Below are 14667 nucleotides of genomic sequence, written 5' to 3'. Positions count from 1 at the left end.
TCAAGTCCTCGGATCAAAGGCATCGCGGCAGGCCTCGCCGATGAAAACCAACAGTGACAGGATCAGCGCCAACGCAAAGAACGCAGTGAGGCCAAGCCACGGCGCTTGCAGATTATTCTTGCCTTGACCGATCAACTCACCCAGCGAAGCGCTGCCCGCCGGCATGCCGAAACCGAGGAAATCCAGCGCCGACAGGGTCGCAATTGCCCCGGTGAGAATGAACGGCAGATAGGTCAGCGTCGCGCTCATGGCGTTGGGCAGGATGTGCCGAACGATCACCTGCGCATCACCGACACCCAGCGCCCGTGCGGCTTTCACGTACTCCAGACCGCGACTGCGCAGGAACTCGGCGCGCACCACATCGACCAGACTCAGCCAGGAAAACAGCGCCATGATCCCCAGCAACCACCAGAAATTCGGCTCGACAAACCCGGACAGAATGATCAACAAGTACAACACCGGCAGCCCCGACCACACCTCCAGCACGCGCTGACCGATCAGGTCGACCCAACCGCCGTAGTAACCCTGCAACGCCCCGGCGGCAATACCGATCAGCGCACTCGCCGCCGTCAGCGCCAAGGCAAACAGCAACGACACGCGCGTACCGAATATCACCCGCGCCAGCACGTCGCGCGCCTGATCATCGGTGCCCAGCCAATTCTCGCCGCTGGGCGGACTCGGCGCCGGCTCCGTGAGGTCGTAATTGACCGTGTCGAACGCAAACGGAATCGGCGCAAACCACATTCGCCCGCCCTGCTCCTCGATCAATTGCCGTACCTGCGCGCTGCGATAGTCTGGTTGGAACGGCAACTCGCCGCCAAAGTCCTGCTCGGTGTAGCGCTTGAACGCCGGGAAATACCAGTCGCCCTGATACGTCACCAGCAGCGGTTTGTCATTGGCCACCAACTCACCGCCGAGGCTCAGGCCGAACAGCGCAAGAAACAGCCACAACGACCACCAGCCACGCCGATGTGCCCTGAACCGCGCCCAGCGGCGTTGGCCGATTGGAGACAATGTCAGCATCAGGCAGCCCTCGCGGTGAAGTCGATACGCGGGTCAACCAGCGTGTAACAAAGGTCGCCGAGCAGTTTTATCAGCAGGCCGAACAGGGTGAAGATGAACAGCGAACCGAACACCACCGGATAGTCGCGCGCGACTGCCGCTTCGTAACTGAGCCGGCCGAGACCATCGAGGGAAAAGATCACTTCGATCAGCAGCGAACCGCCGAAGAACACCGTCACCAATGCCTGCGGCAAACCGGCGACGACCAGCAGCATCGCATTGCGAAACACATGGCCGTACAGCACCTGTTTTTCGCTCAGTCCCTTGGCGCGAGCGGTCACCACGTACAGCCGTGAAATCTCATTGAGAAAGCTGTTTTTGGTCAGGATCGTCAACGTGGCAAAACCGCCGATGACCAAGGCAATCACCGGCAACACCAAGTGCCAGAAGTAATCCGCAACCTTGCCCCACGACGACAGCTCGGCGAAGTTGTCCGAGACCAGCCCACGCACCGGAAACCAGTCCAGTGCCGTGCCGCCGGCAAACACCACGATCAGCAGCAGCGCGAAGAGAAATCCTGGCAATGCATAACCGATGATGATCGCCACGCTGCTCCAGACATCGAACGCCGAGCCGTTGTGCACTGCTTTGCGAATGCCCAGCGGAATCGACACCAGATAGGTGATCAGCGTCGCCCACAGGCCCAGCGACAAGGTCACCGGCAGCTTCTGCCAGATCAATTCGGTGACGCTGGCACCGCGAAAGAAACTCTGGCCGAAATCCAGTCGCGCATAGCTTTTGAGCATCAGCCACAAACGCTCGCTGGCGGGTTTGTCGAAGCCGTACTGGCGCTCGATATCGGCCACCAGTTTCGGGTCGAGTCCGCGGGTGGCGCGGGATTCGCCACCGACGGTTTCGACATGGCTGGAACCCACCGCCGCGCCGACGCCAATGCCCTGCAAGCGCGCAATGGCCTGCTCGACCGGGCCACCGGGCGCCGCTTGCACGATAACGAAATTGACCAACAGAATCGCGAGCAAGGTCGGCACGATCAGCAGCAGACGCCGCAGACTATAGCCCCACATGGCTGTACTCCTTGGGCATCTGGGCGGATGTCAGTGCAGTCGGGCTGATTTCCCACCAGGTGTCGAGGCCGGCGTCATACAGCGGGGCAATCGCTGGTCGGCCGAAGCGGTTCCACCACACCGTGGAAATTCCCGGCGGGTAATAGTTGGGCACCCAGTAATAACCCCACTGCAACACTCGATCCAAAGCATGGGCATGACGCAACAGACTTTCGCGATTGTCGGCCTGCGCCAGCCCTTCGAGCAGTGCATCGACGGCCGGATCGCGCAGCACCATGTAATTGTTCGAGCCAGGATCAGCGGCGCCGTCGGAACCGAAGTAATTGAACATCTCCCGTCCCGGCGCCTGACTCACCGGGTAACCGGCGACGATCATGTCGTAGTCGCGATTGCGCACGCGGTTGGTGTATTGCGCGGTGTCGACCTGGCGAATATCGAAGCCGATGCCGATCTGCGCGAGATTGCGTTTGAAGGGCAAAAGCAGCCGTTCGAAACCTTTCTGGCCGTTGAGAAACGTGAAGTGCAGCGGCTCGCCATTGGCGTTCACCAATTGATCGCCGCGAGGTTTCCAGCCGGCGGCTTCGAGCAGTTTCAGTGCCTGCAATTGTTCGGCGCGGATGTTGCCACTGCCGTCGGTTTTCGGTGGCTCAAACACCCTGGTGAACACTTCCTCGGGAATTTGCCCGCGCAACGGCTCAAGAATCTTCAGCTCTGCAGCATCCGGTAACGCGGTAGCCGCCAGCGCGCTGTGGGAAAAATAGCTGCGCTGGCGCAGGTACATGCTGCGCATCATCTGGCGGTTGCTCCATTCGAAATCCCAGAGCATGGCGATCGCCTGACGCACGCGGCGGTCCTGAAAAACTGGTTTTTGCAGGTTGAAGACAAAGCCTTGCGCGCCTTGCGCGGCACCCGGTGCGAGGTGTTCACGGCGCAATTTTCCTTGCTCAAGTGCGGCTCCCGCGTAACCGATGGTGAAACTGGTGGCGGAGAACTCGCGGTTGTAATCGAAGCCGCCGGCCTTGAGCACTTGCCGCGACACGTCGGTGTCGGCGAAGAACTCGACGCTCAGTTGATCGAAGTTATAGAGGCCGCGAGTGATCGGCAGATCCTTCGCCCACCAGTCCTGCACCCGCTGAAAATTCACGCTGCGCCCGGCATCCACCGCGCTGATGCGATACGGACCGCTGCCGGGCGGGATCTCGAAACCACCACCCTCGGCGAAATCGCGGGTCCGCCACCAGTGTTCGGGCAGCACCGGCAGTGTCGCCAGGTCCAGCGGCAAGGTGCGGCTGTCGTTGTTCTTGAAGACAAAGCGCACTTGCATCGGCGACTCCACGACAACCTCGGCGACATCGCGAAACTGCTGACGGTATTTGAGGCTGCCCTGAGTGGTGAACAGGTTGAAGGTGTAGCGCACGTCATCGGCGGTGATCGGCGTGCCATCGTCGAAACGCGCCTTCGGGTTCAGGTAGAAGCGTATCCAGCGGCGATCCGGATCCAGCTCCATCTGCTGCGCCACCAGACCGTAGACGCTGTAGGGCTCGTCCTTGCTGCGATAGGCCAGTGGCGCGTAGAGCCAGCCATCGATATCGGCCACGCCGGTGCCTTTGTCGGAGTAGGGAATCAAGTGGTCGAACGGGCCGCTTTCCAGCGAAGAGCGGCGCAGGCTGCCGCCCTTCGGCGCGTCAGGGTTGGCGTAGGCCAGGTGCTGGAAGTCGGGAGCGTATTTGGCGGGTTCGCCGTAGACCGTTAACGCCGGTTGCGGGGCGGCCCAAATGAACGGCGTTAAAAGCGCACATGAGCTGAATACAATGAGCCTGGAGAACATGAGCAGATCCTTTTACACGGTGTCGCTGACGGCCTCTTCGCGAGCAAGCTCGCTCCCAAAGGGTTCTTCTGTGAACTCAAGTCACTGTGGGAGCGAGCTTGCTCGCGAAAGCGTCAGTGCAGTCAACACACATCCTGCCTACCTGTGATGTGCACCAGGCCGGCGATTTTTATAGGGCAGGCTTTAGATCAATAGGTGACTAAAACCCGCAACCTCTGACCATTCTCAAAACTTGTAGCTGACCCGCGTGTACAGCGTCCGGCCAAACGGATCGCCATATTTCGGGTCGTAGCCGCTCTGGAACGTGTAGGTCTGGTTGCTGAACGGTGGTTCGCGGTCGAACAGGTTTTTCGCGCCGAGGGTCACGCTCAGGGTCTTGCGCCAGGTATAGGTACCGGCCAGATCCCAGACGTTGTACGAGCCGACGTAATCATGAGTGTCGCGATCGGAGTCGTGGTAACCGCTGGTGTAGCGGTTTGTCAGCGCGGCGCCAAACGGGCCGTAGTTCCAGCTGCCAGTCAGGCTGTGGCGCCAGCGCGCCACCGCACCCGCCGAAGCAAAATCACCACCACGGAAATCGCCGAGTTTGTCGATGTAGTCACCCTTGAGCTGTTGCTGATAGTCATAACGGGTGACGTAAGTGCCTTGCAGGCCGATGCCGAAATTGCCGTACGGCGTGCTCGGCAAGCGGTAATCGAAGCTGACATCGACGCCGTTGGTCTTGATCTTGCCGAGGTTGGCCAGGCCAGTGACGATGTGATCGATGGAGCCATCCGGCTTGCGGATCAGGCGATCCGGGTACAGCTCAGGATTCTCGAACACCGCCGATTCCGGGAACTCGGCAATCTGGTTGGCAATGTCGATCCACCAGAAATCCAGTCCGGCGCTCAGGCGCTCGAACGGTTGGTAAACAAAGCCGAGGGTGACGTTACGCGCAGTTTCCGGGCTGAGGTCGGTATTGCCACCGCTGCTGCGATTGAACTGCTGCGCGCAGTCACGGTTGGCGATGCCGCCATTGCTCGGATTGCCGCCAGCGCACAAACGTGGATCGTTGTAGTTAGCGTTGGTAAAACTGGTGAAGGTCGGGTTGTACAACTCGTACAACGACGGCGCGCGGAACCCTTCGCTGTAGGCACCGCGCACCACCAGTTCCTTGAACGGCTGGAAGCGGAACGAGTATTTCGGGTTGGTGGTGCTGCCGAAATCGCTGTACTTGTCGTGGCGCACGGCCGCGGACAATTCGAGGCTGTCGAGCACTGGCACGTTGACCTCGGCGTATTCGGCCGAGACGCTGCGATCCCCGGCAACGCTGCCGTTGGGATCGACACCGAGGCTTTGCACATCGCCGGCAAACTGCGCGAAATCCTGATGAAAATCTTCCTTGCGATATTCGCCGCCCAACGCCAATGCCGAAGGGCCGGCACCGAACCAGTCGCCAATTTCACGACTGATGCGCCCGTCGATGGCCTTCACCCGCCCGACCGCCGTCGCGTAATCGCCGTCCACCGCGTTGGCTGCCAACAGCGCCGAACCGGCAGCTGTCTGCGGGCCGAACGGGTTGATCACGCCGTTGGCAATACCGGCGCTGACGGCGCGGTCGTTGACGTAGCCGTCCTGAATGCTGTTGACCACTTTGTTCTGGTTGTACGAGGCGCCGAGGTTGTAATCCCAGCCGACCAGCGTGCCGTCGAAGCTCAAGAGCAAACGCTGTCCGGTGTTGTCGTCTTCATGCTGACGAGGTCCAACGGCAGTTTCGCGCCAGTTCACGTCGACCGGTTGCGTTGGATCGAGAGCAAAACCGTTCGGCCCAGGCGTGATGCCGTTACCCGGATAGAACGCCGTGCCGGGGTTGACCTGATTGCCCATCAACGTACCGGGGCCGATTTGCGTGCGGTTTTCGTTGCGCGCCCAAAAGTACTCCAGGCTGACGTTGTGATCGTCCGACAGCTTGCCGGTGGCTTTGGCGAAGGCGGAAGTCTTTTCCGTTTCCGGCACCAGATCGAGGTAATTCCACAGGCTCTGCCGGCAGATGCCGTTGCGCGCCAGCAATCCCGGAGCGTTGCAGCCAGAACCGGCCAAAGGGTTGGTGGCGTTGCTGCCCTGGCTCCAGTTGGCCGGCGAGGCGGTGCCGGAGGTGTAGTCGAGTCCGCGGTTGGGCTGATAGTTGTAGGTGTAGCCGCGATCTTCAGCAGCCAGGCGTTGCTGTTTGTCGTAGCTGACCACGCCGAACACGTTGAAGCGATCATCCTGCAAATCACCGAAACCCCAACTGCCGCTGAAGTTACGGCTTTCACCGCCACCCGAATGCGTCGGTGTGTCGTAGTTGGTGCTGATCTGCCCTTCGGTGAGACTGGTCTTGGTGATGAAGTTGATCACCCCGCCAATCGCATCGGTGCCATACAACGCCGAGGCGCCATCACGCAGCACTTCCACACGGTCAATGGCGGCGAACGGAATGGTGTTGAGGTCGACACCGGAGCCATTGATCGCGTTGGTGGCGTTGTTGCTCAGACGCCGGCCGTTGAGCAGTACCAGCGTCTTGTTCGGACCGATGCCCCGCAGATCCGCATAAGACGCACCGCCACTGCTCGATCCCACCGAACGCCCGGAGCCGACCGAAGACTGGTTGGCGGAAATGCGACTGACCAGCTCCTCGGTGGTGGAAACACCCTGCTCGCGCAACTCTTCGACGCGCAGGATGGTGACCGGCACCGCCGTTTCTGCATCGACCCGGCGGATTGCCGTACCCGTGACTTCGACGCGCTGCAATTGGGTGGTCGGTTCAGTTGCCGTGCTGTCGGCGGCGATCGCCGGCAGTGTGTTGATTGCCAGCAGCAAGGCCAGGCTCAAAGGTGATTTAACGGGTGAAAACTGAATCATGAACAGCCATCCCTGCGTTTTGGTTTATGCAGGGATGTGCGATGACGAATAAGGATTTATAGAGGGTGATTTAGATTGTTGGGTGCTGAGGTTATGCAAAAAATGCCATGACTGCGCATCAGGCCAATGCCATCTCCTTCAGCAAGCGGGTATCAAGGCCAAACCTTTCTTGAGAGACCATCTGAAACTGCCCCTCGGCCAGCTCGCAGCTCACCAGCAGATTCCACGAATGCCGGGTTGCCGCCGAGGGGATCAGCACAAACGGATGTTCAGCCAGTAGCGCATCGGCAAACAACTGCTGATTGGGTGAAGGTCGTGCGGGACTCAACCAGTACGGATTGGGCACCTCTTCCGGCTGCACGATTCTGACCTTGGCATCGCTGATGACTTCAAAGCACGTCAGTACATACGGCTCGCTGTCGAGCGCATCAAAACTGTTATTGGCTGCCACCTCCAAAATGGCCGAGGACGGGTCGACAGATGCGTAGACGACTCGCCGGCCAGGCGCATTCCATCGACCTCCATTCAGTTCTGAACCTATCCCGCTGTCCCACGTAGTCCCGTAGGCCTCGGGGTCCAGCCGCCACGCATACCAGTGCTCGTCCCAAGGCAAGGGATTCATGGATAAACCCCGGACATGATCTGCCACAAGTATTGTTCCACCATCTGGAAACCCAGTGGATGTCGGATAAATTCCAACGGCACGCAGCCGCTCAGATAAGGGCTTGGTTTCTGCATCCATACCTCCGCCCGCGATTGCCCGGCGAACGCCCGAGTGGCCATTTCCAGCACCAGCGCATATTGGTAGGCGACAACACTCTGCTGCGGGTCAAGCCGTACCGGTTTGCCTTCCTTAATGATACGGCGCACGGTTCTGACAGATTTGCCGGTGATGCGTTTGACCATGTCTTCGCGCAGGTACAGCTCGGAAGTTGCAAGCATGTTGACGACATCGCTCAGCTCGAAGCCTTCGTCGGTCAGACGGATGATCAGCAGGGCATCGTCACCGATGTTCTGGCCGTTCACGAGCAGATCGACAGGTTTGCCCGCGACCTTCTTCAGCCCCGTCAGCCGGGGCACTTTTGCTGTGGGCATCGCGACATCCTCCATGGGGCATCTGGCGCGATCGTCGATCCAGAAGTTGCGCAGGGAATAAGCAGGCGGTTCATGCTCGATGTGGGGGGTACGCATAATCGATCCTTTATCTGGGTGCCTGAGCGTTCAAGCCGCTCAGCGACTTCAATGTCAGGACCGATGCTATAGATCGCGCTTCCGACGACCAACCTGAAAAGGTCGTCGGAAATATCCCCTGCTTTCCACAAAACCCTGCATTTTCTGTAGGACGTGAACAGAAGAAATACTGCCATCAGCCGCCGAAGTGATAACTCACATCGAGCCACCATTGCCGCCCGTACGGGTCATAGTTGCCGGTCGGGTAATACGGCCAGCCCGCCGAATCATCGTGTTTAACCTGATTGAGCACGTTGTTCACGGTCAGCCCGACACTCGCCCGGTCATTGAGCTTGTAACGCGCACTGGCGTTGAACACCGTCCACGGTGACAGGCGCCCGTCCCCCGCGCCGTTGGTGACCGAACCGTAACGAATGCCCATCAGCGTCGCCGTGGCTTTCTGGTAATCCCAGGTCAGGCTCGCGTTGACCTTGCTGCGCCAGTCGTAATTGGTGCGTGAGGTGCGCCAGTCTTGCGTGGGTGCCTCTTCCGATTCCTTGTAGTAATGCGAAAGCACCAGGGTGTAGCCCAGCGCCGAACTGAACGCGCCGTATTGCCCGGCGCCCCAGCGGATATTGCTCTTGAAATCCAGACCACTGACGCGCTCGCTGGCGGCGTTGATCGCGTTGACCCGCACGCGATTCAACTGGTTCGGATCGACCGCCGCATTACCTGCGTTGCGATCGATGCGCGCCAGGGTCGATTGGCAGTTGGCCGAATTGATGTCCTGGGTGCCATTGCGGCATTCGTTTTCCTGTTGCAGCAGCCGGTTTTCATCGACGGTGGTCAGCAGATCATCAATCTCGACGCGCCAGAAATCCGTGGAGAAATCGAAATTGCGCGACGGTGACCAGACAAAGCCGTAAGTCCACGATTTGCCACGTTCGGACTCCAGATTCGCTGTACCGCTCTGGGTGTAATCGACCCGCCCACGATCACAGGCGACCTCCACGCCCTGGCTGCAACCGTAGTAATCGATCTGCGCCGGGTAGTAGCCGTTGCTGTCGGATTGATAGATGTAGTTCAGATCCGGCGCGCGGAAACTGGTGCCGTAACTGCCGCGCAGCAACAGGCTGGTCACCGGGCGCCACTCAAGCCCGAGGTTGTAGGTTTTTTGCTGCTCGGTGCGGCCGCTGAATTTGTATTGGTCCCAGCGCCCGGCGGCGGTCGCCAGAATCGTGTCAGTCACTGGAATGCTGAACTCGCCGCCCGCCGCATAACGTTTGCGCGAGCCACCGGAACTTTGCTGTGGGCTGACGCCGTAAAACGTGCCGTCGTTAAGGCCATCATCCGGGTCAACGCGATATTCCTGCTTGCCCGCCTCCAGCACCCCGGCGAAGCCCACGGGGCCGGCCGGCAGGTCGAACAGATCGCCATTGACCGAGGCGTTGTAACTGGTCGACACCGATTTGCTGCTTTGGCTCAGGTTGCCGCGAAACTGCTGCCACTCCTGCGGCGTCAGCGGCCGGTCGAGCCGCGAGGCGTCGGGGGCGAACACCGGATAACCGCCGCTGACGCCGAGCTGCGGGCCGAGGTAGAAATCCTGGATCGACGACAGTGGCGTATAACGCGTGGTTCTGACGCTGCGATATTCCGAGCGATTGGCCGCCAGATCGTAGCTCCAGCCGGTGTCGGCAATCTTGTCCGAGAGGCCGAGGGTGCCGGTCCACGAGGTGTCGCGCCACTTGCTGTTGTTGCTGGTGCGGCCACCGATTTCCTCTTCACCGAAACGGCGGTACCAGCGCTCCAGATTGCCGCTGTTCTGGTTGATGAAGTCCGGCGACGTAAAGGTCGGGCCGCGCGTGTTGTTCTGGATATGGTCGAGGCCGTACATCAAATCGGCGAAGACCTGACCGCTGTCGCTGAAATGCCAGGTGCCACGGGTGTAGCCGTCGTAGTTTTCTTTCTGGGTTTGCACGGTCCAGTAATCGTTGTACATCTGGTCGGTGCGGCAGCGCCCGCCGCTGTTGACCAGTTTGTTGTCGAAGGTGCCCTGATAGGCGCCGCAACCGGGTCCCAGATAACGACTGTTGCTCAGGTCGCGGCGGTAACCGACATCCGCCAGTGGGCCGTTTTGCATAAAGCCACGGTCATCGGCCCAGATCGGATCGCGGTTGGTCAACTCCAGACCGAACAAGCCGTCGAAGTCGCCCCAACTGCCGCCGCCGCTGATCTGCAGGCGCTGATTGTCGCCACCGCCGCGTTCACTGGTGCCGCCCTTGAGGTTGACGTCGACACCGTTGACCTTGTCCTTGAGGATGATGTTGACCACCCCGGCAATCGCGTCCGAACCGTAAATCGCCGAGGCGCCGCTGCTGAGGATTTCGATGCGTTCGATGACCGCTGAAGGAATGTTCGCCAGGTTGGTGAAATTGACCTTGCCGTCGTACGGCGTCGGGTAATCGGCGACGCGCCGGCCGTTGATCAGCACCAGCGTATGGTTGGGGCCGAGGCCGCGCAGGTTCAGCGCGCTGGCCGCCGGTTGCCAGGTGTTGCCGTAATCTTCGCCTTGGGTCATGCCGGTGTTTTGCGTTTGCGTGGCCAGCGCGTCGTAGACGTTTTTGTAGCCGCGCGCTTCCATTTCTTCGTGGGTGATGACGTTGACCGGCGTCGCACCATCGCTCTGCGCGCGGGCAATGCGCGAACCGGTGACGGTGACTTTTTCCATGCGGTAATCGGCGCTGGTGACCGGCGCTACGGTAGTGACTTTCGCCGGCGCATCGGCTTCGCGAACCGTTAAACCCTGAGCGCTTTGCTCGACTTGCAGACCACTGCCGAGCAGGGCCTTCTCCACTGCCTGACGGCCGCCCAACGCCCCGCGCACCGCCGCACTGCGTTTGCCTTGCACCAGTTCCTGACCGAAAGAAATCGGCACACCGCTCTGCCGCGAGATGTCCAGCAGCACTTCGTCCAGTGGCCCGCTAGCGATGTCGAAGGTAAACACCGCTGCAGCAGGTTCCTGAGCCACCGCCGCCAATGGACTGAGGCCCATCGCCAATGCAGCAGCGAGGGTCAATCGAGGTAATTGTTGTTTGATTGAGAACATCGAGGGTTTCCCTGTTGAAGGCATCTGCAGGGAATGAGCAGCGGGCCAGCGCTTTTTATAGGGCGGCGATTAGGCCAAGAAGTTATGGGTTTATAACCGCGCGTCAATGCTGACCCAATACGGGTTATGCCAAGTCACGCGGATCGGCAGCGAGCGTTCCAGCAGTTGCAGGGTGCGATCACTGTCGTCGAGGGGATAAAGGCCACTGAGGCGCAGGTCGGCGACTTTCGGGCTCAGATGCAAAATGCCGCGACGATAGCGGCGCAGGTTGTCGATGACCTCGCGCAGAGGCCGGTCGCGGACTTCCAGGCGCCCCTGCACCCAGGCACTTTCCTGGCCGCTGCTGCGCTCCAGCGACAGCACTCCGGCAGCGTTGAACAGCAGACTTTCGCCAGCCGCCACCACTTGCCGTGCGCCACCTGCGGTGACCACTTCAACCTGTGAGTGAAGCATCACCAATCGCGTCGCCTCCTCGCTGGACTGCACAAGAAACTTCGTCCCCAGCGCACGCATGTGCCCGTGCCCGGTCTCGACCACAAAGGGCCGCGCCGGGTCTTTAGCCACATCGACCAACAACTCGCCGTTGCGCAAAGCGAGCAGTCGTTGCTGGCCGTCAAACAAAGGCACCACACGACTGCGCGCATTGAGCGTCAAGGCACTGCCGTCGGCCAAGGTGAAGTCCCGCCGCTCGCCGGTCCCGGTCGACAACTCCCCCGCCTCCGGCAGCCAGCCGTAACGTCGCCCGAGCAACCCGGCCAACAGCGCAACACCGAGCACACTCAAACTGCCGCTGATAAAGCGTCGACGACTCGATGGCGCATTGAGACTGTGCAACAAACTGCTGCGCGGGACGTTGCGCAGGGTTGGGTTGCGCAGCAAATTGAGGCCGCCGCCCATCTGCTCGATGACCTGCTGATGCCGTGGATCGGCGCCCCGCCAGGCCTCGAACGCGGCCCGCTCAGCCATGCCCGCCTCGCCCGACTGCAACAACGCCAGCCATTGCGCCGCCTCATCGATCACCGCATCGTCCGGCCTCATGCCTGCATTGCCTGATAGCAGCGCTTGAAGGCCTCGACCATGTATTGCTGCACACGACTGGTCGACACCCCGAGGCGCTCGCCGATCTCGCTGTAGGTCAAACCGTCGAGTTGATGGTACAGAAACGCCGCTTTGGCCTTGGCCGACAGCCCGTTGAGCAAGCGATCCACGGCCAGCAGCGCTTCGATCACCAGCGCCCGCTCTTCCGGGGAGGGATGCACTGGTTCCGGCGCCAACGCCAGGCTTTCCAGATAGGCGCGTTCAAGGTCCTGACGCCGCCAGCCTTCGTATACCAGCCGCCGCGCGATGGTGGTCAGAAGTGCTCGTGGCTCGCGAATGGCCGTGGGATCGGGCAGCGCCAGCACCCGCAGAAAGGTTTCCGAGGCGATGTCCTGCGCGCTGTGCGGGCAACCCAGCGTGCGGCCAACGGCCGCGCATAGCCAGCGATAGTCCTTTTGGAACATCTGCCCGATGATCTGGTAATGCGGGTTGTACCCACCCATGCCTTGCTCCCTGAAACGGGTCCCACCCGCTGCGAAAAACCACCGTTCTGCCGGGATCGTCCGGCTCTGATCAGGCGCGACTGTGCAATAGCCTCGAAGACATTTGAAGTAATAAAAAATGAGCACAAGCAAACCATTGAGCATAAGGCGTTTGGTCGCCGCAGAAACATTGGCTGACACAACGTTGACCTCGGTCACTGGCGCGTGGCCGGCCACTGATTAATCTCGCGGCTCCATCGAAGGCCAGGGACGGCTCACCGAGAGCCCGCGGCTGACTCCACTCAAGGAAGAGCAATCATGCGACCACTCAACATCATTCTGCTGTCGTCAGCGTTCAACGGCCTGACCCAACGTGCCTGGCTGGAACTGCGCGAGGCCGGGCACTCACCCAGCGTCGTGTTGTTTACCAATGAACAGGCCGTGTGCGAACAGATCGAACACAGCGGCGCGGATCTGGTGATCTGCCCGTTCCTCAAGGATCGCGTGCCGCAGGCGCTGTGGAGCAATGCGCAGCGTCCGGTGGTGATCATTCATCCCGGCATCGTCGGTGATCGCGGCGCCAGTGCCCTCGACTGGGCGATTACCAACGAGTTGCCGAGCTGGGGCGTCACCGCGCTGCAAGCGGTCGAAGAAATGGACGCCGGCCCGGTGTGGGCCACTTGCGAATTCAACCTGCCAGCGGGCTTGCGCAAATCCGAGCTGTACAACGGTCGGGTCAGTGACGCGGCGATTCGTTGTATTCGCGAGGTGGTGGAAAAATTCATCGAAGGCTTTGAACCGGTGGCTCTGGACTATGCCGATGCGAAAGTGCGCGGGCGCTTGCAGCCGAACATGAAACAGGTCGACCGCAGTTTCAGCTGGCACGATTGCGCGCGTTTCATCAAACGCTGCATCGATGCCGCCGACGGCCAGCCCGGCGTGCTGGCGAGCCTGGCCGGCGGTCAGTATTACGTGTACGACGCGCACCTCGATTCGCGCAGCGGCACGCCCGGCGAAATTCTTGCGGTGCATGACGATGCGGTGCTGGTCGCGGCCGGTGATCAAAGTTTGTGGGTTGGTTCGCTGCGCCGTAAACCGCAACCTGGCGAAGAAACCTTCAAACAACCGGCGCGGCACCTGTTGGCCGAGCAATTGGCCGAGGTGCCGGTGCTGGACTGGTCGATCGCTACACAGCCGTTCAGTGACGAAGCCTATCAACCGATTCGTTATCGAGAGTCCGGCATCGTCGGTGAGCTGACCTTCGAGTTCTACAACGGCGCCATGAGCACCGAGCAATGCCAGCGCCTGGTCGCGGCGCTGCGTTGGGCCAAGTCTCGTGATACTCAAGTGTTGCTGATCAAGGGCGGGCGCGGCAGTTTTTCCAACGGCGTGCATTTGAATGTGATTCAGGCTGCGCAGGATCCCGGTGCCGAAGCTTGGGCGAATATTCAAGCAATCGACGATGTCTGCGCAGAACTGCTGACGGCCCGGCAACTGGTGGTCAGCGGCGTCACCGGCAACGCGGGCGCCGGTGGCGTGATGTTTGCGCTGGCGGCCGATATTGTCTTTGCCCGCGCCGATATCGTGCTCAATCCGCATTACAAAAGCATGGGTTTGTACGGTTCTGAATACTGGACCTACAGCCTGCCCCGCGCCGTCGGCCCGGCGATGGCCGAGCAATTGACCCAGGCCTGTCTGCCGGTGAGCGCGGTGCAAGCGTGGCAACTGGGCATGGTTCAGGAAATCGGCCCGCGTTGCCCGGATGAGTTTTCCCTGTGGTTGCTGCAGCGGGCCAATGGTGTGTTGAGCGATCCGACCTATGCGGCGGTGCGCGAGCGCAAGGCGCGGGTTGATCAGGTGCTGATCCAGCAATGCCGCGAAGCCGAGTTGCAGGAAATGCAGGAAGACATGCTCTACAACCGCAATCAGTTTGCCGAGAAGTGCCGAAACTTTGTCTTCAAGCGCAAGGTGTGTGGCACGCCGGCGCGGTTGGTCGAGGAATGGGCGCGGGTGCGTTTGACCGAGTTGGCCAGTTGAGTCGGTGGTGACCGCTTTCCCCTCACCCTAGCCCTCTCC

10 protein-coding genes are annotated in these 14667 nt (G+C 60.6%); 1 reads left to right on the top strand and 9 read right to left on the bottom strand.

Features of this window, described 5'->3' with window-relative positions:
• The 9 genes from ACZZ0G_RS24760 to ACZZ0G_RS24720 all read right to left on the bottom strand — a co-directional run bounded on the left by ACZZ0G_RS24760 (position 1) and on the right by ACZZ0G_RS24720 (position 12612).
• Positions 1-1023 carry an ABC transporter permease gene (locus ACZZ0G_RS24760; RefSeq protein ID WP_463557896.1) on the bottom strand — a complete coding sequence of 341 codons (1023 nt, stop codon included), beginning with the start codon at positions 1021-1023 and terminating at the stop codon, positions 1-3.
• Positions 1023-2087 carry a microcin C ABC transporter permease YejB gene (locus tag ACZZ0G_RS24755; RefSeq protein WP_463557895.1) on the bottom strand — a complete coding sequence of 355 codons (1065 nt, stop codon included), beginning with the start codon at positions 2085-2087 and terminating at the stop codon, positions 1023-1025. The genes ACZZ0G_RS24760 and ACZZ0G_RS24755 overlap by 1 nt, the downstream gene beginning before the upstream one ends.
• Complete coding sequence (locus tag ACZZ0G_RS24750; protein ID WP_463557894.1) at positions 2074-3915, bottom strand: extracellular solute-binding protein; 1842 nt, start codon at positions 3913-3915, stop codon at positions 2074-2076. The genes ACZZ0G_RS24755 and ACZZ0G_RS24750 overlap by 14 nt, the downstream gene beginning before the upstream one ends.
• A gap of 225 nt (positions 3916-4140) precedes the next feature.
• Entirely contained in the window at positions 4141-6795 is a 2655-nt protein-coding gene (locus ACZZ0G_RS24745; RefSeq protein WP_463557893.1) for a TonB-dependent receptor, read from the bottom strand.
• Between the two features lie 118 nt (positions 6796-6913).
• The gene (locus tag ACZZ0G_RS24740) at positions 6914-7417 is read right to left on the bottom strand and encodes an RES family NAD+ phosphorylase (protein WP_397482805.1); all 504 of its coding nucleotides are present in this window, start codon (positions 7415-7417) and stop codon (positions 6914-6916) included.
• A complete protein-coding gene (locus ACZZ0G_RS24735; RefSeq protein ID WP_463558891.1) occupies positions 7414-7890 on the bottom strand; it encodes an antitoxin Xre/MbcA/ParS toxin-binding domain-containing protein in 477 nt (158 codons plus the stop codon). Before ACZZ0G_RS24735 ends, ACZZ0G_RS24740 begins: the two co-directional genes overlap by 4 nt.
• Positions 7891-8161: 271 nt before the next feature.
• Positions 8162-11071, bottom strand: a complete 2910-nt coding sequence (locus ACZZ0G_RS24730) for a TonB-dependent receptor domain-containing protein (RefSeq protein WP_463557892.1) — start codon at positions 11069-11071, stop codon at positions 8162-8164.
• 90 nt (positions 11072-11161) lie between these two features.
• Positions 11162-12109, bottom strand: coding sequence for a FecR domain-containing protein (locus ACZZ0G_RS24725; protein WP_463557891.1), 948 nt, complete (start codon positions 12107-12109; stop codon positions 11162-11164).
• The gene (locus tag ACZZ0G_RS24720; RefSeq protein ID WP_034152323.1) at positions 12106-12612 is read right to left on the bottom strand and encodes a sigma-70 family RNA polymerase sigma factor; all 507 of its coding nucleotides are present in this window, start codon (positions 12610-12612) and stop codon (positions 12106-12108) included. The genes ACZZ0G_RS24725 and ACZZ0G_RS24720 overlap by 4 nt, the downstream gene beginning before the upstream one ends.
• Positions 12613-12909: 297 nt before the next feature.
• On the opposite strand from ACZZ0G_RS24720, the gene ACZZ0G_RS24715 reads away from it, so the two are divergent.
• Positions 12910-14628, top strand: a complete 1719-nt coding sequence (locus ACZZ0G_RS24715) for a hydrogenase maturation protein (protein WP_463557890.1) — start codon at positions 12910-12912, stop codon at positions 14626-14628.
• Positions 14629-14667: the final 39 nt, after the last annotated feature.

This window comes from Pseudomonas sp. AC169 (genome assembly GCF_979258515.1).
This window is presented reverse-complemented; position numbering and strand designations above follow the sequence as displayed.

What these genes read in the sequence shown, in the direction of transcription:
- ACZZ0G_RS24740 (WP_397482805.1), bottom strand. Translation starts at nt 7,417, where the DNA reads ATGAATCCCTTGCCTTGGGACGAGCACTGGTATGCGTGGCGGCTGGAC.
- ACZZ0G_RS24730 (WP_463557892.1), bottom strand. Translation starts at nt 11,071, where the DNA reads ATGTTCTCAATCAAACAACAATTACCTCGATTGACCCTCGCTGCTGCA.
- ACZZ0G_RS24720 (WP_034152323.1), bottom strand. Translation starts at nt 12,612, where the DNA reads ATGGGTGGGTACAACCCGCATTACCAGATCATCGGGCAGATGTTCCAA.
- ACZZ0G_RS24725 (WP_463557891.1), bottom strand. Translation starts at nt 12,109, where the DNA reads ATGAGGCCGGACGATGCGGTGATCGATGAGGCGGCGCAATGGCTGGCG.
- ACZZ0G_RS24760 (WP_463557896.1), bottom strand. Translation starts at nt 1,023, where the DNA reads ATGCTGACATTGTCTCCAATCGGCCAACGCCGCTGGGCGCGGTTCAGG.
- ACZZ0G_RS24755 (WP_463557895.1), bottom strand. Translation starts at nt 2,087, where the DNA reads ATGTGGGGCTATAGTCTGCGGCGTCTGCTGCTGATCGTGCCGACCTTG.
- ACZZ0G_RS24750 (WP_463557894.1), bottom strand. Translation starts at nt 3,915, where the DNA reads ATGTTCTCCAGGCTCATTGTATTCAGCTCATGTGCGCTTTTAACGCCG.
- ACZZ0G_RS24715 (WP_463557890.1), top strand. Translation starts at nt 12,910, where the DNA reads ATGCGACCACTCAACATCATTCTGCTGTCGTCAGCGTTCAACGGCCTG.
- ACZZ0G_RS24745 (WP_463557893.1), bottom strand. Translation starts at nt 6,795, where the DNA reads ATGATTCAGTTTTCACCCGTTAAATCACCTTTGAGCCTGGCCTTGCTG.
- ACZZ0G_RS24735 (WP_463558891.1), bottom strand. Translation starts at nt 7,890, where the DNA reads ATGCCCACAGCAAAAGTGCCCCGGCTGACGGGGCTGAAGAAGGTCGCG.